At 47.2% G+C, this 23,698-nt stretch carries 18 protein-coding genes; 13 read left to right on the top strand and 5 right to left on the bottom strand.

From position 1 onward, the window contains the following. Window positions 1-8: 8 nt before the first annotated feature. The 3 genes from MUK70_RS09700 to MUK70_RS09690 all read right to left on the bottom strand — a co-directional run bounded on the left by MUK70_RS09700 (window position 9) and on the right by MUK70_RS09690 (window position 4,620). Entirely contained in the window at window positions 9-764 is a 756-nt protein-coding gene (locus MUK70_RS09700) for a 3-keto-disaccharide hydrolase (RefSeq protein WP_234656372.1), read from the bottom strand. Window positions 765-895: 131 nt separating this feature from the next. Further along, window positions 896-2,845 (bottom strand): plastocyanin/azurin family copper-binding protein, encoded by a 1,950-nt coding sequence (locus tag MUK70_RS09695; RefSeq protein ID WP_234656373.1) that lies wholly within the window; start codon window positions 2,843-2,845, stop codon window positions 896-898. Then, window positions 2,839-4,620 carry a PA14 domain-containing protein gene (locus MUK70_RS09690; protein WP_234656374.1) on the bottom strand — a complete coding sequence of 594 codons (1,782 nt, stop codon included), beginning with the start codon at window positions 4,618-4,620 and terminating at the stop codon, window positions 2,839-2,841. Before MUK70_RS09690 ends, MUK70_RS09695 begins: the two co-directional genes overlap by 7 nt. Window positions 4,621-4,841: 221 nt before the next feature. Between MUK70_RS09690 and MUK70_RS09685 the strand changes: the two genes are divergently transcribed. The 10 genes from MUK70_RS09685 to fbp all read left to right on the top strand — a co-directional run bounded on the left by MUK70_RS09685 (window position 4,842) and on the right by fbp (window position 15,661). After that, window positions 4,842-5,609: a DeoR/GlpR family DNA-binding transcription regulator gene (locus MUK70_RS09685; protein ID WP_234606594.1), complete on the top strand. Its 768-nt coding sequence runs from the start codon at window positions 4,842-4,844 to the stop codon at window positions 5,607-5,609. 71 nt (window positions 5,610-5,680) lie between these two features. Continuing rightward, entirely contained in the window at window positions 5,681-7,093 is a 1,413-nt protein-coding gene (locus MUK70_RS09680; protein ID WP_234656375.1) for an L-fucose/L-arabinose isomerase family protein, read from the top strand. 15 nt (window positions 7,094-7,108) lie between these two features. Beyond that, window positions 7,109-7,942, top strand: coding sequence for a transketolase (locus MUK70_RS09675; RefSeq protein WP_234656376.1), 834 nt, complete (start codon window positions 7,109-7,111; stop codon window positions 7,940-7,942). A 33-nt stretch (window positions 7,943-7,975) separates the two neighbouring features. Then, window positions 7,976-8,938 (top strand): transketolase family protein, encoded by a 963-nt coding sequence (locus MUK70_RS09670; protein WP_374759724.1) that lies wholly within the window; start codon window positions 7,976-7,978, stop codon window positions 8,936-8,938. Window positions 8,939-9,046: 108 nt separating this feature from the next. Further along, window positions 9,047-10,432 carry a DUF1593 domain-containing protein gene (locus MUK70_RS09665; RefSeq protein WP_374759725.1) on the top strand — a complete coding sequence of 462 codons (1,386 nt, stop codon included), beginning with the start codon at window positions 9,047-9,049 and terminating at the stop codon, window positions 10,430-10,432. A gap of 80 nt (window positions 10,433-10,512) precedes the next feature. Next, entirely contained in the window at window positions 10,513-11,466 is a 954-nt protein-coding gene (locus MUK70_RS09660) for a D-ribose ABC transporter substrate-binding protein (protein WP_234656379.1), read from the top strand. A gap of 2 nt (window positions 11,467-11,468) precedes the next feature. After that, window positions 11,469-12,098: a DUF2291 domain-containing protein gene (locus MUK70_RS09655; RefSeq protein WP_234656380.1), complete on the top strand. Its 630-nt coding sequence runs from the start codon at window positions 11,469-11,471 to the stop codon at window positions 12,096-12,098. Between the two features lie 17 nt (window positions 12,099-12,115). Next, the gene (locus MUK70_RS09650) at window positions 12,116-13,636 is read left to right on the top strand and encodes a sugar ABC transporter ATP-binding protein (protein WP_234656381.1); all 1,521 of its coding nucleotides are present in this window, start codon (window positions 12,116-12,118) and stop codon (window positions 13,634-13,636) included. Next, a complete protein-coding gene (locus MUK70_RS09645; protein ID WP_244784781.1) occupies window positions 13,633-14,607 on the top strand; it encodes an ABC transporter permease in 975 nt (324 codons plus the stop codon). The genes MUK70_RS09650 and MUK70_RS09645 overlap by 4 nt, the downstream gene beginning before the upstream one ends. A 58-nt stretch (window positions 14,608-14,665) precedes the next feature. Beyond that, entirely contained in the window at window positions 14,666-15,661 is a 996-nt protein-coding gene (fbp, locus tag MUK70_RS09640) for a class 1 fructose-bisphosphatase (RefSeq protein WP_234656383.1), read from the top strand. A 21-nt stretch (window positions 15,662-15,682) separates the two neighbouring features. On the opposite strand, the gene MUK70_RS09635 is transcribed toward fbp, so the two are convergent. After that, window positions 15,683-16,234: a cysteine hydrolase family protein gene (locus MUK70_RS09635; RefSeq protein WP_234656384.1), complete on the bottom strand. Its 552-nt coding sequence runs from the start codon at window positions 16,232-16,234 to the stop codon at window positions 15,683-15,685. A gap of 136 nt (window positions 16,235-16,370) precedes the next feature. Here MUK70_RS09635 and MUK70_RS09630 point away from each other — a divergent pair, with 136 nt between their 5' ends. Continuing rightward, window positions 16,371-20,594, top strand: coding sequence for a hybrid sensor histidine kinase/response regulator (locus MUK70_RS09630; protein WP_234656385.1), 4,224 nt, complete (start codon window positions 16,371-16,373; stop codon window positions 20,592-20,594). A 52-nt stretch (window positions 20,595-20,646) separates the two neighbouring features. Next, the gene (locus tag MUK70_RS09625) at window positions 20,647-21,804 is read left to right on the top strand and encodes an acyltransferase family protein (protein ID WP_234656386.1); all 1,158 of its coding nucleotides are present in this window, start codon (window positions 20,647-20,649) and stop codon (window positions 21,802-21,804) included. A gap of 15 nt (window positions 21,805-21,819) precedes the next feature. Here the strand turns inward: MUK70_RS09625 and MUK70_RS09620 are convergent, their stop codons facing one another. After that, window positions 21,820-22,596: a TspO-related membrane protein gene (locus tag MUK70_RS09620; protein ID WP_234656387.1), complete on the bottom strand. Its 777-nt coding sequence runs from the start codon at window positions 22,594-22,596 to the stop codon at window positions 21,820-21,822. A gap of 54 nt (window positions 22,597-22,650) precedes the next feature. Here MUK70_RS09620 and mnmH point away from each other — a divergent pair, with 54 nt between their 5' ends. Further along, on the top strand, window positions 22,651-23,694 hold the full coding sequence (gene mnmH / locus MUK70_RS09615) for a tRNA 2-selenouridine(34) synthase MnmH (protein ID WP_234656388.1): 1,044 nt from the start codon (window positions 22,651-22,653) through the stop codon (window positions 23,692-23,694). The last annotated feature ends 4 nt before the right edge of the window (window positions 23,695-23,698 follow it).

Raw genomic sequence — 23,698 nt, 5'->3', positions numbered from 1 at the left:
CAGGCGTCTTAAAATTCTCTGATCCAGATATTACGAAAGCTGACGCGACTGCCATGCTCCTGCAGTCGCAGCGGCATTTTCGCTTCATGATATTCGTATTTCGGAAAACCCTGATAAACCATCGGCCCTTTGAGCTCAACATGGTTCAGGATCAACACATTATTATGCAAAACCGTCATATAAGCAGGCGTTTTTAACGATTTGTCCGCATTGAAGACGGGCGCTTCGAAAATGATGTCAAAGCTCTGCCAGGTTTGCGGTTTCCGTGCTGCATTCACAAGGGGAATATGCTGTTTATAAACACTTCCCGCCTGTCCGTTGTAATAAATCCTGGTTTCGTAATTGTACGATTCGTAGATCTGTAACTCGTAAAGCCCCATTAAAAACACCCCGCTATTGCCCCGGTTCATGCCCTTATCCTCCTTTGGGTCAGGTGTTTTCCATTCGATGTGAAGCTGGCTATTGCCAAATTTTTGCCTCGTTTGAATGTCTGTTGTTTTAGGCACAATCGTCATTCCCTCCGCATTAACTTCCCATTTCACAGCCGACCCGTCCAAATGCCTCCACTTATCTAAATCTTGTTTCCCGCGAAACAAAACAATGGCGTCGGAAGGCGGCAAATCCGGACTTTCCGCAGGAATAACAACCGGCGGTTTCACAGACCAATCTTCTGTGGCTGACGCGGGTGGGAGGGTCTGGGAAAAAGTAAAACTGCTTTTTAATATAAGTGCTGAAAGGAGAAAGATGTAAAAGTTTTTACTCATTTGAGAGGACAGAATAAATTATTCAAATAATTATCTCAAAAAATCAGACCCAGTCCCCGAAAATTTTTCTTCACAGGTAAGGTGTCCGACAAGCGCTCTATTTCCTGTTGCAGGTAAGCTAAATGTTGCATTCACCGCACTTTCATAACACCCTTCATCACAAACGAATGCCCGGGAAAGCTGCATATAAACGGATAATCCCCCGCTTTCGGCGCGGTGAAGTAGATGGTTTGCGAAGCTTCCGGCTGGATGAGGCAAGTGTGGAAGAGGACGGATTTCGAGTCGGGGATGTAGCCGGCGTTGGTGCCGTTTAGGCCCATATCCATGGCGTTTTGGCCGACTTCTTCCCCTTTGCCCGGCGCTGTAATGACCAGATTATGAAGCATATCATCGTTGTTATTGAAAACAAGCTTCACTTTGCTGCCCGCCTTAACTTCCAGGATTTCCTTGTCAAATTTCAAGCCAGGTTTTGTGCCCATATTGATAGTCATATCAGCGCCTGTTTTCCAGTCGGCGGGTTGTTCTTGGATTGATTTGGATGAATCGCTTCCGCAACCTGCTGCTATCGGAGGCGTTTTTGTGTGCGCCATTTCGTGATGTGCGTGGTTCGTTCCTTCCGGGAATGCGTTGATGGTGTAATAGGCCTCCGGATGAAGCAGTTTTTCGCCTTCCTGCGTCGCTATATTTGCAATTTTTAGTTCATGAATGTAACCTGCGCGAAGCCCGTTTACTGTCAAATTCACTTTTTTTCCATCTTCCGAAACTTCGGCCTTACTCACATTGCAATTGCCAGCGTTAATGACCGGACTGCCATACTTTTTGTGATAGCTGTATGTAAAGCCAGTCATCTTGTAATTTTCAGTCATTGAGCCAATTGCTTTGTTGACAGGCTTGGTAAATTCTAATTCAAAACCAGTTGTAGTAATACGCATTGCCCTAATCTCAAGGGGAAATTGTTTTGGAAAAATTACTCTTTGTAAACCAAAAAGATCTTTCCCCGTAGACGCCCAGCCGCGGCTTGTCATGCCGACAAACAGAGAGTGATCACTTCCCCAGGCCATCCGTAAAATTCCGGAAGCAAATCCCTCACGAAACGGAAAGCAAGCGCCTTGATACTGACCATTCACTTTTTCCAAAAACGCTCGCATAATTTTGCTATGGCCCTGATCACCAACAAGTAACTGGCCTTTAAACGGCCCGGCTTCTTCAGAATCCATGGATATGATCGCCGAAGTGGATATGCCCATCACCGTATGTGGAAACCAAATGCCGGGCACTTTAAAATGGGGCTTTCCCTGTGCATAGTCGTACATAATGCCGATCGAATCAGCAAAGGACGCGCGTTTTAAATCAAGGGGAGAACCTGGTTCAGAGGCCCATTTCAGGCCAGCCGGATGACCGGCAAAATCACCTGCATTCAGGTGCGTGATCCGTCCAGAGCCGATCCAGTCTCCCTGGTTCTCAGCCACGAAAATATCCCCGGAAGCATTGAGGCCAAAAGCAGCCGGTGAACGCATACCTGTTGCAAACGGCGTCATTTTGCCATCTTCCGTAATTTTGAGCATCCATCCGCGCCATTTGGTAAGGCTTTCTCCACGACCTACCCACGATAAATTGAGGGTCACCAGCATTTCGCCGTTTGGCAGGATCAGAGGTCCATAGGAATATTCATGGTAATTTCCTGAAATAGGCCAGGCGTAAATGGTTTGGAAAAGATCAGCCAACCCATCGCCATTGCTGTCCGACATTTTCGTAAGCTCGGAGCGCTGGGTGGTGAAGAAGGCGCCTTTTTTATAAGCTAGCCAAAGTGGTTCGTGCAAGCCGCTGGCAAACAGCGAGTAACGGGGCAAGTTGCTTTTTGTCTGATAAGGATCATCTATCACCCAGATTTCGCCGCGCCGCGTGGCGACGCCCAATTTATCTTCGTCGGTAAAAGCCAGCCCGCCTACTTCCAGCATAATGCTGTCGGGCACAGGCACCGTTGTTATTTTGTAATATTTGCTTTCGTTTTCCGGAACATTCTGAGCGAACGATTCCATTGCACAAATGAAAAGCAAAGCAATGATTGCGCACCTTACCATATTATATCGTACTTAATCGTAAGCGTTTCATTTTGAATTGGTATGATGAGTTGCTGGCGGCCGTTATCCCGCCGCAGAATGGGCTCGACTCCTCCCGTTTGCAAATTTTCAATGTAATAACTCTTATCATCGATCGCATAGCCGCCTTGGGTGGTTTGTTCGATCGCGCTTCCTTCTGCCAGCAGGAGATAGACTGGTTTACCCAATTTTGAAACAGTTTTGATTTTTCTGGTCAAGCCTTCATTTTCCGGTGCCGGATATAAAGAATCTTCAACACTGTTCTCATTCAATGTATAGAAATAAACAGGTAAGCCATTGTCAATGAGCCTGTAACCGCAACCTGCGAAAACGCCGTCTGCTGTCTGCGCCGAATCCGGCCAGGAGGCCTGGGGCGATGTTAAGTATGCTAACAGAGGCTTTTGCGTAAATTCCAGTTTGGCACCCAAGGGGATTTCCAGCTGTTTCTCACCACGTTCCGTCCACATGTTGGAAACATCAATAAACCGTCCATGCCACGCGGCTAGCAGGTTATATCGCTTCATGTCGTAAGCGTAATTATTTCCGCTGTTTGTCCTGTCTGACGCCAGTGAGGGGATGCCGACCGAGGCCACGTAAGGATTGACTTTACCGCGATGCATCATAAACCCGCGTTGTACAGCAGGTTTGTTTTTCACCTTGTATTCCAAAGGTTCAAACCGTTCACTCACGCGCATGGAAGCGGGTGTCGTGAGCGATTGCCAGGGAACATGAGGACCTTCATAGTGTAAGACCAGGCATTCATCGGAATTTGAATAGACAATTTTGAATGGATGTTTCCCTTTTGTTAATGTGTGTTTGACATAAAAAGCACGCTCAAAGTCACGTGTTCCCCGGTTGTCAATAACCTGTTTTCCATCGATGTAAAACCAGGCACCGCCCCCGGCAATCATTTTAAAAAGATAGTCGCCATCATATGGAATTTCCATCATACCCTCCATCACCAGCTGCGATTTGCGGTCGCCTACAAAATGTGAGAGTGTGTCGGTAACTCCGGTGCGCCTGGGATGGAGCGTTGCAAGCGTGTCCGGGTTTTTGTGTAAACCCTGATAAACCTTGAAACGAGTGGCTGAAATGCGGATCGAGTCTTTTGTGTAAATTTTATAGCGAACCTTTCGAATCGCAAATGGAAGGTCATTTCCAACGAATGCCAATGACCTGTTTGTGCTTTTTTGCTGCGTATTAATAGGCTGATTTTCTGTGCTTTTTGCAAATTCCTGGCCATTAAGCAGGATTTTATCAAAGCCTGCTGATTGCGTTTCCTTTCCATTTTTATCTAATACTGCTGCCCTGAAATGGATTGTTAAATGTTGCCAAAGGCCGGGCGCTTTCGCACCGGGATTCTCCTTTTTCATCCAGTCGTCCGTGATGCTGATGACATAGCGGCCGTGAAGCAACACACGTAACGATGCGCCTTTTGACAAAAGGAAGTCAAGCTCAATGTCCGCATCGCCGAATTCCGCCTTGGAAGTGAGGGGCTTACTTTTTTTCTTGGGTTTATAATATAGAATTCCTTTTTCCTTGTCCTTGGTAAGGTTTCCAATTTGCTTTCTGTCAGCGGATACCGTGCCCGCAATGTGCCAGATTCCAGTGTCTGCGTTGCGAAATTGGTCCAGATTATCCAGTTTCAATGTGTCAAATGGGAGACTTGGATTGTCAATCTGGGCAATAGCGAGCGGCGCGTAAAAAAGCATGACCGCTGCTGCAAGCTTTTGGGATAGTCGTTGAATAGGCATCATCAAGGTCTGGTATTCACATACAAGGAATTTGTATCACAATTATAGTATTATATTTTCAGTTATTATTTTTTATTTTCTTTTATTTTCGCAAATTTGCTTTTCATATGTAAAACCTATCTATTTGTACTGCACTTACGTTTATTTTTTGTTGTGATACGATTACTTAATTGTTTTCCTTCTATTTTTAGGTAAAAACCATAAGGACTACAAACTATAACATAATGCTCGCAAATCAGAGAAGGGACAAAATACTTGAATTGCTCAAAGAAGACGGTTCGGCGAAGGTCATTGATCTTGCTAAACTTTTTAAGGTGACCGAAGTGACGATCCGGCAGGATTTGGATAAACTGGAAAAGGATGGATTGGTTACCAAAGAGCACGGTGGTGCATTTTTGAAAAATGTGGAAGATCAGGTCCGCAACTTTTCGCTGGCTAACCAGGAAAATCTGGATAAAAAGGAATTGATCGCGGCGAAATGCCTGGAATACATTGCCAATGGCGACACCATTATTCTGGATTCGGGGTCGACAACGACGGAGATAGCCAAAAAGCTGCGAGGAAGCAACCGGCATTTGACAGTAATCACAAATGCACTGAACATTGCCTTGCTGCTGGGCGCCGAAACGGGAATTGAAGTAATTATGACGGGAGGCGAGTTCAAGCCACCCACATTGTCGCTCACGGGACAAAAAGCCGCAGATTTTTTCAAAGGTCTGAATGTCCAGAAGTTGTTCTTGGCCACGGCAGGATTGTCATTGAAGTCAGGCCTTACTTATCCAAGTATCAGTGATTTAGTTGTAAAAAAAGCCATGATAGACGCAGCTGATACAACTTATCTGGTTGCGGATTCGACGAAAGTTGGCAAAAGCGCTTTCGCCAGTTTAGGAGCGCTGTCGCTGATCGATTATGTGATCACCGACGCAGGAATCGAGGAAAAACACAAACAGCTTTTTCACGACAATGAAATTGAACTGATCATAGCTGACTAAAAGCCCATCCGGCTAAACAATATATATTGCCCCGCGCTTCAACCCGGGGCAAAAGAAGCAACAAATTAACTATGAGCGAAAAAGGAAGTATAGGTGTCATCATTGGAAACAGGGATTTTTTCCCGGACAGGCTGGTCGCGGAAGCGCGCGTGGAAATCATTGATCTGCTGTCGAAACTGAAAATCAACAGCATCATGCTCGACACCGAAGACACCAAGTTGGGTGGTGTGGAGACATTTCAGGACGCGCAAAAATGCGCAGCATTATTCCGGAGGCATCGGGATGAGATCATTGGCGTGCTGGTTGTATTACCCAATTTTGGAGACGAAAGAGGCATTGCTGAAACATTGAAGCTGGCGGAATTGAATGTGCCTGTTTTAGTGCAGGGTTATCCGGATGATCTGGATAAACTGGATGTTGCCCGACGCAGGGATTCGTGGTGCGGGAAGATTTCTGCTTGCAATAATTTATATCAGTTTGGCATAAAATATACACTGACTACCAAGCATGTGGTGCATCCGTCGGATCCATCATTTGTGAAAGATCTGCTGGATTTTACAGCCGTTTGCCGCGTCACCAAAGGCTTGCGTAATGTGCGTATTGGTGCCATTGGCGCGCGTCCGGGAGGGTTTAACACCGTTCGTTACAGCGAGAAAATACTGCAAAGAAACGGTATTTCCGTCGTCACGGTCGACCTTTCGGAAATCCTGGGCAATGCCAACAAGCTTACTGCCCAGGATGCAAGCGTGCAGCAGCGGCTGCAAAGGATCCGGGATTACGCTTCCACAGGCAGAACACCCGACGAAGCACTGATCCAAATGGCGAAGCTCGACGTCGTGCTTTCTGATTTTATGCAGGAGAATGCACTGGATGCCACGGCTATTCAGTGCTGGACTTCTGTGCAGAAAAATTACGGTTGCAATGTGTGCACGAGCATGAGCATCATGAGCGAAAATATGCTCCCCAGCGGCTGTGAAGTGGATGTAACCGGAACATTAAGCATGTACGCCCTACAACTCGCATCCGGCTCGCCGAGCGCGCTCGTGGATTGGAATAACAATTATGCGAACGATGATAACAAATGTGTGCTTTTCCATTGCGGCAACTGGGCGAAATCCTTTTTGCCTGACATTGAGATCAGCACAGCCCCGATTTTGGGTACTTCTGTCGGAGAAGAAAATACGTATGGCGCTTTATCCGGCCGTACGCCTGCGATGCCGCTTACATTTGGCCGCATCAGCACCGACGACCCACGTGGCGTGATGAAGGCATACATTGGAGAAGGCAGGCTCACGGACGACACATTGAAAACATTTGGAAACCGGGCCGTGGCCGAGATCCCGAACCTGCAAGACCTCATGCAATACATCTGCCGCAATGGATTTGAACACCATGTGGTGATGAATGCGTCAAAAACAGCAAGCATTCTTAAAGAAGCACTAGGCAATTATATGGGCTGGGAAGTGCAGCTTTTTGATAATTAATAGTCCAGGAAAACCATGTCGGAAAAGGAGTTAGCGCAGAAATCGGTAGAGTACCGCAAGAAAATACTCAAATACATTTATCAGGCCAAAGCGGGTCACACCGGCGGCAGCCTGTCGTGTATCGATATCCTGAACGTACTCTACAATCATACGATGCATGTGGATGCGACCGATTTCACTTCTCCCGACCGCGACCGTTACATTCAGAGTAAAGGGCATACGGTGGAAGCATTGTATGTTGTGCTGGCCTCCCGGGGCTTTTTTCCGGAATCGGATCTGGAAACACTTTGCAAATATCAATCGCATTATATCGGCCACCCTACGCGCAAAGTGCATGGCGTTGAGCAAAATACCGGTGCATTGGGGCATGGACTTTCACTGAGCGTGGGCACTGCCATTGCGGGGAAATTGGATAAAAAAGATTACCGCGTTTTCACGGTTTTGGGCGACGGCGAACTGCCGGAGGGCTCCAACTGGGAAGCAGCATTGTCGGCATCGCATTACAAGCTCGACAATCTGTGTGCGATTTTGGATAAAAATACATTACAGATCTCCGGCCCTACGGCGGACGTGCTTAATACAGACCCTGTTGATAAAAAATTTGAAGCATTTGGCTGGGAAGTGCGGCACGTGGATGGGCATGATATCAAACAGTTGACAGAAGCGTTCGATGCGTTGCCGTTTGCGAAGGGCAAGCCGAGTCTCATTATTGCACACACGGTGAAGGGTAAAGGCATCAGTTTCATGGAAAATCAGCTGAAATGGCATCACGGCGTACCCGATCCGAAGCAATATGCAGATGCCGTGCAGGAGCTGGATCTGTATGGAGAAACGCTGGCTTCGGCATAAAAAGGAATGGTTTTAATCAAAACGGATAGCATTGTGGATGCGACTATTGATAACATTGCGGTTGCGCAACAGACCAACCTGGAAGTTTTTTCCGGTGTTTTGCAGCTGCTGGCAGAGACGGACAAGGACATTATCGTTGTAACCAGCGACTCGCGAGGGTCCGGGAAGCTCGTTCCTTTTGGCCAAAAATTTCCGGATCAGATCATTGAAGTGGGCATTGCGGAGCAAAACCTTGTAGGAGTTTCGGCTGGAATTGCTTCGACCGGGAAGAAAGTTTTTGCAGTTTCGCCAGCTTGTTTTCTGACTGCCCGCGCTTTGGAACAGATCAAAAATGACGTTGCCTATTCCAATAATCCGGTGACGCTGGTGGGGATCAGTGCGGGCGTGAGCTATGGTGCATTAGGTTCAACGCATCACAGTTTGCACGATTTTGCAGTTTTAAGAACCATTCACAATCTCATTATAGTGGCTCCGGCTGATAATTTTGAGGCGGAACAGGCCGTTAAGCTCGCCGCGGAAACCGATTTGCCGGTTTACATTCGTTTTGGAAAAAAATCAATGCCTTTGCTGTCTGCCGAAAAATCATTTGAATTTGGCAAAGGTCGCGTCATCCGTGAAGGAAGCGACCTGACGATCATTGCCACCGGCGAAACCGTTGAACATGCCTGCCGGGCCGCCCGGAAGCTGGAAAGGGAACATAACCTCGCGGCGACAGTCGTAAGCATGCACACCATTAAGCCATTGGACTACAATCTTTTATCAGACATTGCTGCTTGGGACAAACCCATCATTACGGTGGAAGAACACAGTGTTTACGGTGGGCTAGGCGAGGCTTGCGCTTCATTTTTGATCCAGAATAATTTCCGTAACCGTTTCAAAATCATTGGTATACCAGACGAATACACGGTAACCGGTTCGCAGCAGGAAATCTTCAATCATTACGGAATTTCGGAGGACGGGATTACACAAACCGCACTTGCCCTTTTGGGAGAATAAATTAAATCGGGTAGGGGTAAAGTTTTCCGGGATAAGTCGGGAAATAAGCCACCTCTTTCAAATATGGTAAATCGGGAATTTTTTATGAAGTTGTCAAGATACATTGCAATGTCTGCCCTCATGCTTGGTTTTTCACTGGCCAAAGCGCAGCCTGCTGCTCAAAAGCACCGGGTTTTGATTTTGACAGACATTGAAAATGAACCGGACGACACCCAGTCAATGGTTCGTTTTCTGACTTATTCCAACCATTGGGATGTGGAAGGTTTGATCGCGACCACTTCCATTCACCAGCAAAAAAGGATCGCTCCTGAAAAAATCAAGCAGCTTATTAATGCGTATGGCAAAGTCAGGAACAACCTGTTGCTCCACGAAAAAGGCTTTCCCGAAACCGAATATTTGCTCAGCATTACCAAAAGCAGTTTTCCCGAATTTGGGCTGAATGCGGTTGGAAAAGGTAAAGATTCGGAAGGTTCGGAATGGATCATTAAGGTGATTGATAAAAAAGATGACAGGCCGGTTTGGATTCCTGTTTGGGGCGGTGCTAACTGTCTTGCGCAGGCGCTTTGGAAAGTGAAAATGACACGGTCGCCGGAAGATCTCAAAAAGTTTGTTTCCAAAATCAGAATGTACACCATTTCAGATCAGGACGATACGGGACCGTGGATCCGGAAGAATTTTCCCGATTTGTTTTATGTGGGCAGTCCGGGTTACCATGCGGCAGGCGCTTACCATTATGCAACGTGGTCGGGCATTAGCGGTGACAAGTTTCATGGCAGGTTCGTGGGCGCGAATTTCACCATTGTGGACAATCCCTGGCTCGACGAAAACGTGCGTAATCACGGACCATTAGGCGCAGAATACCCGTTCACGAAATTCCTCATGGAAGGCGACACGCCTTCGTTTTTAGGGCTGGTTAACAACGGCTTAAATGATCCGGAGCATCCCGAATTCGGCGGCTGGGGCGGTCGCTATGAATTGTACACGCCACACACATTGAAATATTTTTATGAGCCGGAAACCCGCCCAATCTACACCGACGCCATGGACGAAGTGAAAGGCGTTGACAGTGCATTTCATACCAGTAACAAAGCCACTTTGTGGCGGTGGCGGGAAGCGTTTCAGAATGACTTTGCCGCGCGGATGGACTGGACGATCAAGCCTTATAAAGAGGCGAATCACCCTCCAAAAGCCGCATTAAAGCATGCAAATGTCATCAGGGCTAAAGCCGGCGAGAAAGTAACATTAAGTGCTGAAGGTTCGGAAGATCCCGATGGAAACGAGCTTACTTATCAATGGATCTACTATCCTGAGCCTGGCTCTTACAACCAGAAAGACCCGCTGGGAATCAACAACTGGCAGACCAAAAGCACATTTTTTAGTGCTCCGAAGGTTGAAAAACCGGAAACGATACATATTGTCCTGGCCGTGACAGATAAGGGCGTCCCAGCGCTGACGAGATATCAGCGGGTGATCGTAACGGTTTATCCTGAGTAATGTGGGTGAGGGACCCAGACTTGCTAAGTCTTAAAGACTTAGCAAGTCTATAGCAAAACGCCCAGACAAATCAAAGCAACATGAGATCAATGAGAAAATACAGCATTCTACTTTTCGCAATCATTGCACTCACATTCGCGGACTGCAAATCCAAAGATGGTGCGGAAGAGCCTAAGAAAATGGCGATCGTAGTTTCTACGCTGAACAATCCCTGGTTTGTATTCCTGGCCGAAAGGGCGCAGGCCAAGGCGAAAGAGCTGGGCTATGAATCGAAAGTGTTTGATTCTCAAAACAATACATCGCTGGAAACGGATCATTTCGAAAATGCGATGGCAAGCGGCTATGACGCGATCTTGTTTAATCCAACGGATGCGGACGGGTCTATTGTCAATGTAAAAAATGCCACAGCGGCCGGCGTTCCCGTATTTTGCATGGACCGTGAAGTGAATTCCAATGAGGCCGCGACTTCGCAGATCTTGTCCGACAGTTACTCAGGCTGCGTGGCGATTGCGAAATATTTTGTGGAAACATTGAATAAAAAAGGAAAATACGTCGAGATCCTCGGCATGGTGGGTGATAATAACACCTGGAACCGTTCGAAAGGTTTTCACAGCGTGGTTGACCATTATCCGGGTTTGAAAATGGTGGCACAGCAAAGCGCCGACTTTGACAGGAACAAGGCTATGGAAGTGCTGGAATCCATTTTGCAAGCCCAGCCCGACATTGATGCGGTTTTTTGTGGTAATGACGCCATGGCGATGGGCGCATATCAGGCCCTGGTTGCAGCGGGAAAAGCGGATAAAGTAAAGGTGTTCGGATTTGATGGTGCCGAAGACGTGGTCAATTCCGTCAAGGACGGAAAGATCATGGCGACCGGCATGCAGTTCCCCGAAGTGATGGCGCAAACGGCCGCTAATTTTGCAGACGAATATTTCAAAGGCAAACGCGATTTTCCCAAGAAAATGCCGGTGGCTGTGGAGTTGGTCGTGAAGGATAACATTGAAAATTACGCCGCTTACGGCAAAAAGGAATAGCGATGAAGAAAATGATCCGGTATGGTGTGTTCCTGCTGATAGTAGCTTTTCTGGCTTATAATTCGGTGTATTTCAAAAAATTGGATGAGGTGAAAGCAGGAACTGCTTCTTTCAATGCGGCCAAATATGCGGAAGAATTTTGGACTAAAAAGCTCACGCCGTCTTTGGCAAAATCGGCTGAAACCGGGCAGCTTTTGTCGCTTCTGCGAACAGACAAAGACAAGGCTTTCAAGGATCACGCGCACGCATTAGGCATTGGGAACATTAAATATTTCCTGATCAAAGGCACTGGAAAAGTGACGGGTGTGGAGGAAAATCAGGTGCTGATTAGGCTGGAATCTGACGGTGAACAACCCGAAATGCGCATTGCTACTGAATATGTTTTTGGTAATGCAGTGCGGGATGCTTCCGGGACGATCGATATCAACGCGTTTTCCAATTCTATGGATTTCAACAATGTCTCAGCTGAAATCAACGGGATCATCCGCGAAAAAGTGATCCCGCCTTTTAGATCAAAAGTGAAAAAAGGCGATGTGGTTGAGTTTGCGGGGGCTATTGAATTGAATCAGGAACATTTGAAGCTGGATAATATTGAAATTATCCCTATTAGCTTGAAAATAAGGGATTTGTAAACCAATCATATCTTCAAATGCTGGAAGTCAACAACATAACGAAGAGATTCCCGGGCGTCATCGCGCTTGAAAACGTGTGCCTTTCCATAGAGGCAGGCAAAGTCACCGCATTGATCGGGGAGAATGGCGCTGGGAAGTCTACACTGATGAAGATCCTTTCCGGCGTTTACCAGGATTTTGAAGGAGATATTCATTTCAAAGGTGCGCCTGTAAAGTTCTCTGGCCCGAAAGACGCGCAGCAAAAAGGCATCGCGATCATTCACCAGGAACTCAATCTGATCCCATATCTGACCATTACTGAAAACATTTTTCTTGGCAGGGAAATACGCACGCAGTTCGGGACGATTGATAAGAACCGGATGCGCAAAAAAACGCAGGAATTGCTGGACAGGCTGAAACTGAAAGTGAAGCCCGAAACGCAGGTGGTGAAGCTGAAAGTAGGACAGCAGCAAATTGTAGAAATCGCTAAATCACTGCTCACAGACGCCGACCTGATCATTATGGACGAGCCTACGTCCGCCATAACCGGCAGCGAAGTGGATCTGCTTTTTGATATCATTGAAAACCTTAGACACGAAGGCAAGGCGATTATTTACGTCTCCCACAAGCTGGACGAATTGTTTCGGATCGCGGATCATTATGTCGTGTTAAGAGATGGCAAATCCATCGAATTCGGGCGAATGGAGGGTATTACGCAGGATCAGCTGATTGCGAAAATGGTGGGGCGGAAGATCGAGATCATGCGCAAAAGCACTGGCGAGGCCAAATGTGAGACGTTGCTGGAAGTGAAAAACCTGACATTAAAACATCCCATCCGTCCGAAGGAAGATCTTTTGAAGGGCATTTCATTTGAAATTTGCAAAGGAGAAATCGTTGGTATTTTTGGATTAATGGGTGCCGGGAGGACCGAGTTGTTGGAGACCATCTTTGGTTTGCATGCAGGCGGCATGAGCGGTCAGATTGTAATGGAAGGGAAGGAACTGAAATGTGCATCTCCCTCCGCAGCCATCGCAGCTGGATTGGCGCTGGTGCCTGAGGACCGCAAAAAAGATGGATTGGTGCTCGGCCTGGATGTAAAAACGAACATTAGCCTGACCACACTGCCGGATCTTGAAAAACTGGGGACATTAAGCGATGCGAAAGAAGTGGTGCTCGCGGATAAATACATTGGCGAGCTGCAAATCAAGACATCTTCTAAAAACCAAAAAGCAAATAACCTGAGCGGCGGAAACCAGCAAAAGATCGTTCTGGCAAAGTGGCTGGCCACAAAACCCAAGCTCCTCCTGCTCGACGAACCAACGCGCGGGATCGATATCAATGCCAAAAACGAAATTTACAAACTGATCATTAAACTGGCCGAAGATGGCCTGGGCATCATAGTCGTTTCCTCCGAGCTACCCGAAATTCTGGCAGTTTCCGACAGGGTCCTGGTGATGGCCGAAGGCGCGTTAACCGCTGGTTTCCCAATCAGCGAAGCCACCGAAGATTCCATTTTGCGGGCCGCAATCCCGCAATCCAATTTTGAAAAACAAGCATGAATATAGCATTAGACCGATCCAAATTACTGCGTTTCCAGTCCCTCATCGCGCTTTTTCTGCTGTGCCTGGGACTTAGTATTTTGTCGGACAAGTTCCTCAGCGTCTCCAATCTCTGGAACGTCATGCGGCAGATCTCGGTGAATATTTGTATTTCAACAGGCATGACATTGATCGTGCTTACTGCGGGAATAGATTTGTCCGTGGGCTCTGTATTAGCACTTTGCGGCGCGATAACGGCCGGTTTGCTTAAAAACGGCATCGAGCTTCCGGACAACAACCTTTACATTGGTTTTACGATTCTTGGCGCAATCTTCGCCGGAATAATCACGGGGTCGGCCATGGGCGCATTCAACGGCTGGACTATTACCAAGTTCAATGTGCCTCCATTTGTCGCAACGCTGGCCATGCTTACGGTCGCCCGCGGGTTAACCATGCTCTGGACGCAGGGTTTTCCGATCAGCGGGCTAGGAGACACGTTTTTATATTTCGGGACCGGCTGGTTTTTGGGCATTCCCGTGCCGGTCTGGATATCGGCGGTGATTGTAGCCATAGCCGTTTTTGTCACCAACAAAACGCGGCTCGGGCGTTACATTTATGCGATCGGAGGCCACGAAAGCGCTTCGCGATTGTCTGGTATTCAGGTGAATAGGGTCAAAATTATTGTCTACACGATTGCAGGTGCATTGGCTGCTGTCGGGGGCATCATGGTAACTTCGCGTCTTGATTCTGCACAGCCGAACGCCGGCATCAGCTACGAACTGGATTCTATCGCCGCGGTGGTGATCGGCGGCACTTCGCTATCCGGTGGCCGGGGCAGTATTTTAGGGACGGTTCAGGGCGCAATCATTATTGGCGTGCTTAATAATGGCCTCGTACTGCTTAATGTGTCGCCTTTCTGGCAACAAGTTGTGAAAGGTTTGGTCATATTGATTGCTGTTATTATCGACAAGTCAGGCTCAAAAAACGATTGAATCCTAAATCCTGCTGCACGAGTGCTCAACATTTGTCCATCTACTAATCATTCATGTTATGAGTCCGAAAACTGCTCAGGAACTTGCGTTGCCCGTAGGCGTGACGCTCGACAGGTTTATTATGTTAAGCCAAAGTGCATTCCCCTATGCAACGGGTGAGCTGTCCCAATTGCTGCGGGACATCGCGCTGGCAGGAAAGATCATTAACCGGGAAATTAACCGCGCAGGCCTGGTGGACATTGCGGGCGGTAACGGAACGGATAATGTGCAGGGCGAAAACCAACAAAAACTGGACATTATCGCCAATATCAGGTTCATAAGGGCATTGAAAAACGGCGGAGAAGTGTGCGCGATCCTGTCCGAAGAGGACGAAGACATTATTCACACCGGTAATGATCACGGCAAATATGTGGTGGCCATGGACCCGCTCGACGGCTCGTCCAACATTGATGTGAATGTTTCAATAGGCACAATTTTCTCCATTTACAGACGCGTATCGCCCATTGACGGGCCAGCCACCAAAGAAGATTTCCTGCAAGGCGGACGAAAGCAGGTTGCAGCGGGTTACATCTTATACGGCTCGTCGACCATGCTTGTTTACTCCACCGGTGAAGGCGTGAACGGCTTCACTTACGATCATTCACTGGGAGAGTTTATATTATCTCACAAGAACATTTGTTCGCCGCAGAACGGCACCATTTACTCTGTTAATGACGGCTATATCAATGATTATCCGGCATTTGTACAGCAATATCTGATCAAATGTAAAGAGAAGTCCTGCACTGCGCGATACATCGGCTCCCTGGTTGCTGACTTCCATCGCAATTTGCTCCGGGGCGGCGTTTACCTTTACCCATCTACCCAAAAAACGCCCGAGGGTAAACTCCGGCTATTATATGAATGCTATCCGCTGGCATTCATCGCAGAAAAGTCAGGTGGAAAAGCCATCGACGGCTTCGGCGCTATTCTCGACATTATACCCACTTCCTTCCACCAGCGATCCCCGATTTATCTGGGATCTTCCACAATGGTGGACGAGGTGATGAAATGCTGAATCCGTTTGGTAATAAGCGCATTAGTCAAGCAAAGCGATGACTGCTTCGCTTTTTATAACCTCAATTTTCCCCTCAGTCGGGATCATGTTGCCCCATATCCAGTTGTAATGCCGGACGATTTGTTCTGCGGCTAAATGCGGCCTGTCGCCTGCCGTGTGGCCATCTTCGACAACGATAATGTTATAGTCTTTCGATAAGGCAGCCTGGACCGTGGACTCGACGCAGAAATCAGTTGCGCTGCCTGTTATGACCAGTTCGGTTACGTTTAGTTCGCTTAATCTGGATTCAAGTGCGGTGTTATAAAACGAGTCGTGCGCTTCTTTTTCGATAATCAGATCAGTCGGTCCGACGTGCAAATCGGACAGGATCTGCCATTCGTGCGTGTCAGGAATGTATTCGTTTAGCCGGGTGCCATTGTGTTGTATAAAAATAACAGGCAGATCGTTCGCACGAAATTGGGCAGACAGTTCATTGATCCGTTTCACAATCCCTTCCGGGTCGTAGCGCTTTGATTCTGCAGTAAAAGAACCGTTCTGCATGTCAATGATTAGCAGGCATTTCCGAGTTTCCATAGTTTTAGTTTCACAGGCCGAAAAATTCAGCAGATAGTTATATTTTAAATGTATATTTCTACAAAAATTGCAAAAGTAGTTTTACGTACTCGGCCCGATGAAGTTGACCTCTTCCTGTTGTGTTCTTTTCATTTTAATGCAATTTATTGCATTAAAAGCCTTCCCGCAAAACAAGCCGCTTCACTTCCGACACCTTTCCGCTGAAAATGGTCTTTTGAACAATAATGTGAACTGCGTCATGCAGGATAACACCGGTTTCATCTGGATCGGGACGAATGGTGGCTTACACCGTTACGACGGCCATGAATTTAAGATTTACAAAAACGACGACAAAGACGAAAACAGCATCAGCAACGATTTCGTGACTGCGCTCGCGGAAGACCGGTCGGGCAATATCTGGATCGCAACCAGCGGCGGCGGAGTAAATGTGCTTGACCCGCATAAGGGTGTTTTTGCCAAATATATATTTAAAGGAAATGATCCGAAATCAATTTCAGGGGATTATGTAAACAAGATAGTTTTTGATCAGAATGAAAAGCTATGGATTGCAACAACCGGCGGCCTGGATGTTTTCGATCCGATCAGCCGGACCGTATTAAAACATTATAAATCTGACGAAAAAAACGCGCAGAGTCTAAGCGAAAACAATGTTAACACTGTTTTTTGTGACAAACAGAACAATATCTGGGCCGGAACTGCACAAGGATTGAACCTGCTGGACAGCAAAACGGGGGCTTTTCGCAGATTTGTGTCTGATAATGGTGGGAAAAGCATGTCGGGCAATGATATACGGGCGATCTTTCAGGATAGTAAAAGCAGGATTTGGGTGGGCACATACGGTTTTGGTCTTAACCTTTATCAGCCGGGTGATGGCTCATTCAAGCGATTTAAGAATGACCCAAAGGAGCCTGCATCGATCTCGAATAACAACATTACGAGCATTAACGAGCATTTCGGCGAGATCTGGATCGGCACCGAAAACGGCGGACTGAATATTCTGGATACACAAAGCTGGACATTCAGTTCCTATACGCACGACGAGGTGGATAGGAGCAGCGTCGCCGGAAATTCCGTGGATTACATTTTCAAAGACCGGCAAAAAAACCTTTGGCTGGGGATCTACAGCGCCGGACTGAGCATTTACAAAAGCAACAACAGCTTCATACATTACCAACACAATTCGTCGGCAAACAGTCTTTCAAACGATTTCGTGCTTTGCTTTTTTGAAGGCAGGGATGGGAACATCTGGATCGGAACGGATGGTGGCGGGCTAAATCTGATGGACAAAAAAAAGCAGAAATTCAGTGCTTTCCGTCCAAAAAATTCAGGCATTTCAGGGGAGCATATCCTCGCAATTGTTCCCGATCATGAAGACAAGCTTTGGATCGGGACATGGGGAAACGGATTGAATGTGCTTGATCCGGAAACAAAACGGTTTACTGTTTTGAAACATCTCGAAAACGATACTAACAGCTTGTATTCCAACAATGTATATGCAATAGCCAGGACGCCCGATAACAGGATATGGTTAAGCACTTACGGCGAAGGGCTGGATGTTTTTGATCCTGCAACCAGGCGGTTTAAGCATTATCTCAGTGAGCTTACCGATCCGAAAACGCTATCTGACAACACTATTAATTGTTTCCTCACGGATCGCAGCGGTAACTTGTGGATGGGCACGGATGAAGGCCAGCTGAACCGGTATAACCGTGCGACCGACACATTTACGAGATTTCGGGTGAGTGACAGCGAACGCGTTTTTAACAGCGCGATCAATAGCATTGCAGAAGACAAGCACGGCATCTTATGGCTCTCAACGCTGCGGGGGCTCATCCGTTTTGACCCGCATACGGGCAAATTCAAAAAATATACGACCAAGGAGGGGTTGGTCAACAATGTTACCGAAGCGGTTATTGAGGACGATTTGGGCATGCTCTGGGTTAGTACGGTGAGCGGGCTTTCCCGTTTTGATCCAAAAGCCGAAAAGTTTCAGAATTATACGATTGAATATGGCCTGCAAGCGAGGGAATTTAATCAAAAATCAGCCTATAAGGATAAGGAGGGTATTTTGTATTTTGGTGGGGTCAATGGTTTTAATAAAATCAATCCAAGGCAAATCAGCAGGGAAAGCAGTAACTATCCCATTATCGTAACGAGTTTTAAAGTGTTCAACCGCGACGAAGCAGATGCGGATCCGGACGGATATGCACTCGTTTTGCCTCAGGAAATTTCCCAGGCGCGAACGATCACACTTTCACATGACCAGTCCTTCATTTCGATTACTTTCGCGGCACTGGATTTTTCGTCTTTTCAAAAAAGCTACGCTTATTCCCTGGAAGGGTTTGACAAAAACTGGCATTATGTTGGAGACGATAACACCGCCATCTATACCAATCTGCCGTCTGGCAATTATGTGTTCAAAATCAAGGCGCAGAACACTTCGGGCGTATGGATCACCGGGCAAAACAGCCTGAACATTATCGTCAGGCCGCCGTTCTGGGCAACCTGGTGGTTCAGGATTGCCTCGGTTATCGTAGCAGTATGTACGGTTTACTGGCTATATCTTTATCGCGTAAACACCATTATCCGGCAGAAGGCGAACCTGGAAAAATTGGTGGAAGAACGCACGGCGACGGTGCAAAAACAGGCTGAGGAGCTGCATGCGCAGGCGGACCATCTGCATGCGCTGAATGAGGAGTTACAATCGCAATCGGAAGAACTGCGCGTCCAGACGGAGGAATTGTTCGAGCAGCATGAACAGGCGCAACTGGCGCGAGAAGAAGCGGAGCGGGCCAATCAGGCGAAAAGCATTTTCCTGGCTACGATGAGCCATGAAATCCGGACGCCCATGAATGGCGTCATTGGCATGACTGCATTGCTCTCGGAAACAGAACTGACCGAGGAACAGCAAGATTATACCAAGACAATTGCAAGCTGCGGAGAAACCCTGGTGAATGTCATCAACGACATTCTGGATTTTTCAAAGATAGAATCCGGCAAGATCGACCTCGAAGCACATGAATTTGACCTACGGCTGACTATTGAAGAAATCATGGACCTGTTTTCATTACAAGCTTCGAAGCAGCATATTGATCTCTTGTATCACATTGAACCAGGCCTTCCGGATTATCTGGTGGGCGACAGTTCGAGGCTGAAACAAATTTTGACCAACCTGATCAATAACGCCATTAAATTTACGAGCCGTGGTGAAGTTTACGTGCATGTTTATCCTAATACATCAGCTGAAAACAACGAAATTGATGTTGGTTTTACGGTCCGGGACACCGGAATTGGCATTAAGCAGGAAAGTCTGAATAACCTGTTCAAACCATTTTCACAAGTGGATTCTTCCGTAAACCGCATGTATGGCGGCACCGGTCTCGGCCTCGTGATCTGCGAAAGGCTCGTCCGCCTCATGAATGGTGCGATTCGCGTAGAGAGCGAATACGGAAAAGGGTCTTCATTTCATTTTTATATATCAGTCGGCTATGTTGAAAAAATGAAGTCGAAGCCGAATGAAGCGCAAAATTTGGTGCAGATTGAAGGAAAAGGCATATTGTTTGTCGACGACAGTTTAACAAATCTCAACATTCTGAAAAGCCATGCCGAGCAATGGAAACTGAAACCGGTTCTGGCCGAATCTGCTTGCGAGGCCTTAGCAGCATTGCAGCGCGATAGTCAGATCGAGCTTGTGGTGACCGATATGGATATGCCGGAACAGGACGGTGTTTCGCTTGCCAGAAAGATAGCAACAGATTTCCCATCCGTAACCGTAATTTTATTAAGTTCAGCCGGTGACGACGCCAGGATGAAATTCCCTGAACTTTTTGCAGACATTTTAACCAAACCCGTTCGTAAATCTGTTTTATTAAAAAGTATTTTTGCTGCACTGACTCACCAACAACACCTTCCATCCGAATCAGAACCAGAAAAGCGAATGCTAGAAACCGATTTTTCAATCCAATTTCCTCTCAAAATAATGGTTGCCGAAGATAATTTGGTGAATCAGAAGTTTATCGACTACGTGCTTAAAAAGCTGGGTTACGAAATCCAGATAGCCGAAAATGGCTTGGTTGCCATTGAGAAATTGGCCTCGACCGCCTATGATGTGATCCTGATGGACTTGCAAATGCCCGTAATGGACGGCCTCGAAGCAACCAAGATCATCCGGAAAGACCACAGCGCATTGCCATACATTGTAGCCCTCACCGCCAACGCCATGACCGAAGACAGAAATAACTGCCTGAACAACGGCATGGACGATTACATTTCCAAGCCGATGAAGCTCGAGGTGATTAAGGAAGTGCTGAAAAAGGCCTATCAAAAAATCCATAAGCAGCCAGCAGACGCGCAATCCTGACATTCCATGAGCTTTTTTGTAACTTGGTCCTATTAGCCATAACCGAGAAGAAATGTCACACCAGGTTCCGCCATCTGCCCTAATTCCCGATCATCCCAAAAGTAAAATCGTATACATTGATTATCTGAAAGTGCTGCTGACCGCTCTTGTGATTGCGCATCATGCTTTTGTCACTTACGGCGCGCCGGGAGGGTGGTATTATTCAGAAAAAACAACCATTACCGGTGCTATCATGGCTATGACAATGTTTGTGGCCGTGAATCAGTCGTACTTTATGGGTTTTTTCTTTTTCCTGTCGGCATTGTTCATTCCGTCCTCTTACAAAAAGAAAGGCGCAACGGTTTTTATTAGGGACCGATTGTTTCGTCTTGGAATTCCGCTGTTGTTTTACTCTTTCGTACTGGCGCCCGTCATGAACTACCTGGTTTACTATTACGCCGGGGAGCATCACATTACATTCCTGCAATTTTTATCCGGTTACGACTCTTGGATCAGCGTGGGCGTTTTGTGGTTTGTAGTGGCGTTGCTGCTTTTCAGCCTTCTTTATGCAGTTTGGAAAAGCATTGCAACATCTCCGCCCGACGTCTGGCCCATGCCTGCGGTGAAAAATATTCTGCGTTTAGGAGCCGCCCTCGCCGTTGTCAGTTTCATAGTCAGGCTGAGTTTTCCGGTGGGTTGGGTGCTGGATCCGGTTGGGTTCCAGCTCGGGCATTTTCCGCAATACATCGCCGTTTTTATGGTCGGCATCGCGGCCGCAGAAAGCAAATGGCTGGATCAGCTAAATTCCGGTCAGTACAAAAAAATAAAGACCATCGCGCTGTGCATGATCTTTATTGGTTTCCCGATGGTTTATGCAATCAAGATGATTTTCGATAATCCTCTGGAATGGTTCAGCGGCGGGTTGCACGGCGAGGCAGCATTCTATGCGTTTTGGGAACAAATTACAGGTGTGTGCATCATGGTCGCACTTTTTGCATATGGCAAAGAGCACTTAAATACGCCGAACGCTCTGCTCAGTAGAATGTCCCGCTGCGCGTTTGCCGTGTACATTTTGCACCCATTCGTGCTCATCTCCCTTTCACTTTTACTAAGGTCCTGGGACGTGGACCCGGTTGTGAAACTGCTGATCGTAACTCCCCTGGGCGTTATATTCAGTTTTTTGCTGGGCGACTTCGTCATCAGAATTCCTGGTGTCAATAAGGTCATTTAGCAATGTTAACGTCAGTTATTTGACCAGATAATGTTTGCCCCGGTTCATATAGGCATGTAAGCCATTGCTGATCAGGATTACTGCAACGACAGCAACTGCCGTGAACGCAATGTCCTGATGCGCTCCCCAGTTTGCCACAGCAACCGCGGCAAGCCCCCATGCGCCGACCATTGCAGCCTCTCGCAAATTACGGTTCCATGTCAGGAAGAGTTGGATAAAACCTGCCACACAGATCATAATGATGGTCCAGGCATTTGCAGAAATCCCGAAGCCATCCCAGCCGATCTTGGTAAGATAAGCAGCGATATTGGCGATCAATGCAACGGTAATCCAGCCCAGATATAATGCAAAAGGCCACCATTCCAAGGCAATTTTTTTCATAGTGACCAGATCCAGTTCCATGCGTGTTTTTAAAACTATTCCCAGCAATGAGCTGAGTAACACAATCATTATCAGCACGGAAGCGCCCGTATAGTCATAAAGCCAGGCAATGATCCACAGGCAATTCGCAATGCAGGAAATGACGAAAAGCCATCCGATCCTGCCTACGATCTCCGGCGCCTTTTTATCATTGAAAAGCCCTCGGCTCTGATGAATTACAAATGCAGCCAGACCAATGTAAATCACCCCCCAAATGGAGAACGCATAGCCAGAGGGTGTGAAGAAATTTTGATATTCGGCCGAGACCGTGGCCATTGTATTATTATTGAAAATGCCTGTATTCGACAAGTAATTCATGATTACTGTCGCAATGAATGCCAGTATATTCGCTATTTGCAATGTCTTTGTCATAATTGAAGGTCCGAATTTTTTGATAAAACTGAAACCTGCAAAGCCTGTGCCAAGATGATCAGAACAATAGCGATCAACGAATATTTTCTTTTACCAGGCGGTGTTCCGCTGGCTGATGTGCGCACGCCGGCGGAGTTTGCGCATGGGCACATTCCCGGCGCATTCAATCTGCCTTTGTTTACCAACGAAGAGCGGGTTTTGGTCGGGACAACTTACAAGCAGGTTGGGAGGGAGGAAGCGATTCTGTTAGGATTTGACTTAACCGGTTCCAAATGGTCGGGCTTTATCAAGCATGCTCTCGAAGTTGCTCCCGGTAAAAAAGTTGCAGTGCATTGCTGGCGGGGCGGCATGCGGAGTGGTGCCATGGCTTGGGCGTTAAGTCTTTATGGTTTTGAGGTTTTTCTCATTGAAGGTGGTTATAAAAGTTTCAGGCGATGGGCGCTGGAACAGTTTCAGAAACCAGCGGCGTTCCTGATATTGGGAGGCAGGACAGGATCGGGCAAGACAAAAATCTTACGTGAACTCGCGTCGCTGGGCGAACAAGTAATTGATCTGGAAGACCTGGCGCAGCATCAGGGCTCGTCCTATGGCACGATGAACAGGCTTGTCCAGCCCACGCAGGAACAGTTTGAAAACAATCTGGCCTGCCAGTTGAAAGATATCAATAGGGAAAAGTGCCTGTGGGTGGAAGACGAGAGCAGAAATATTGGCAAACTTACAATTCCTGCGCCCTTTTTCAATCAAATGAGCAGCGCCACGCTGATCGATATCAAAGTGGGCTTGGATCAGCGGGTTGAGGCATTAACATTGGAATACGGCCCGCTCGAAAAAGAATTTTTGATCGCCTGCACAAACCGCATTCACAAAAGGCTGGGACCATTGCAGACGAAGCAAGCAATAGCGGCCATCAGTGAGGGAAATATGGAAGAATTTATCCGTATCGTGCTCGTTTATTATGACAAGACTTACCAGAAAGATATGGCCAAAAGAAGCGCCGAAAAGGTGCTGACTATGGACATTACAAGCAAGGATATGACTGTAAATGCAAAGCAGATTTTAAATTATATCAACACTATTCCGGCCACAGCGCACCCATAGCAAA

The sequence above is a fragment of the Dyadobacter chenwenxiniae genome, from assembly GCF_022869785.1.
GTDB classification, from domain to species: Bacteria; Bacteroidota; Bacteroidia; order Cytophagales; family Spirosomataceae; genus Dyadobacter; species Dyadobacter chenwenxiniae.
The sequence above is the reverse complement of the archived record's forward strand: the minus strand, read 5'-3'. Positions and strand labels throughout refer to the sequence as shown.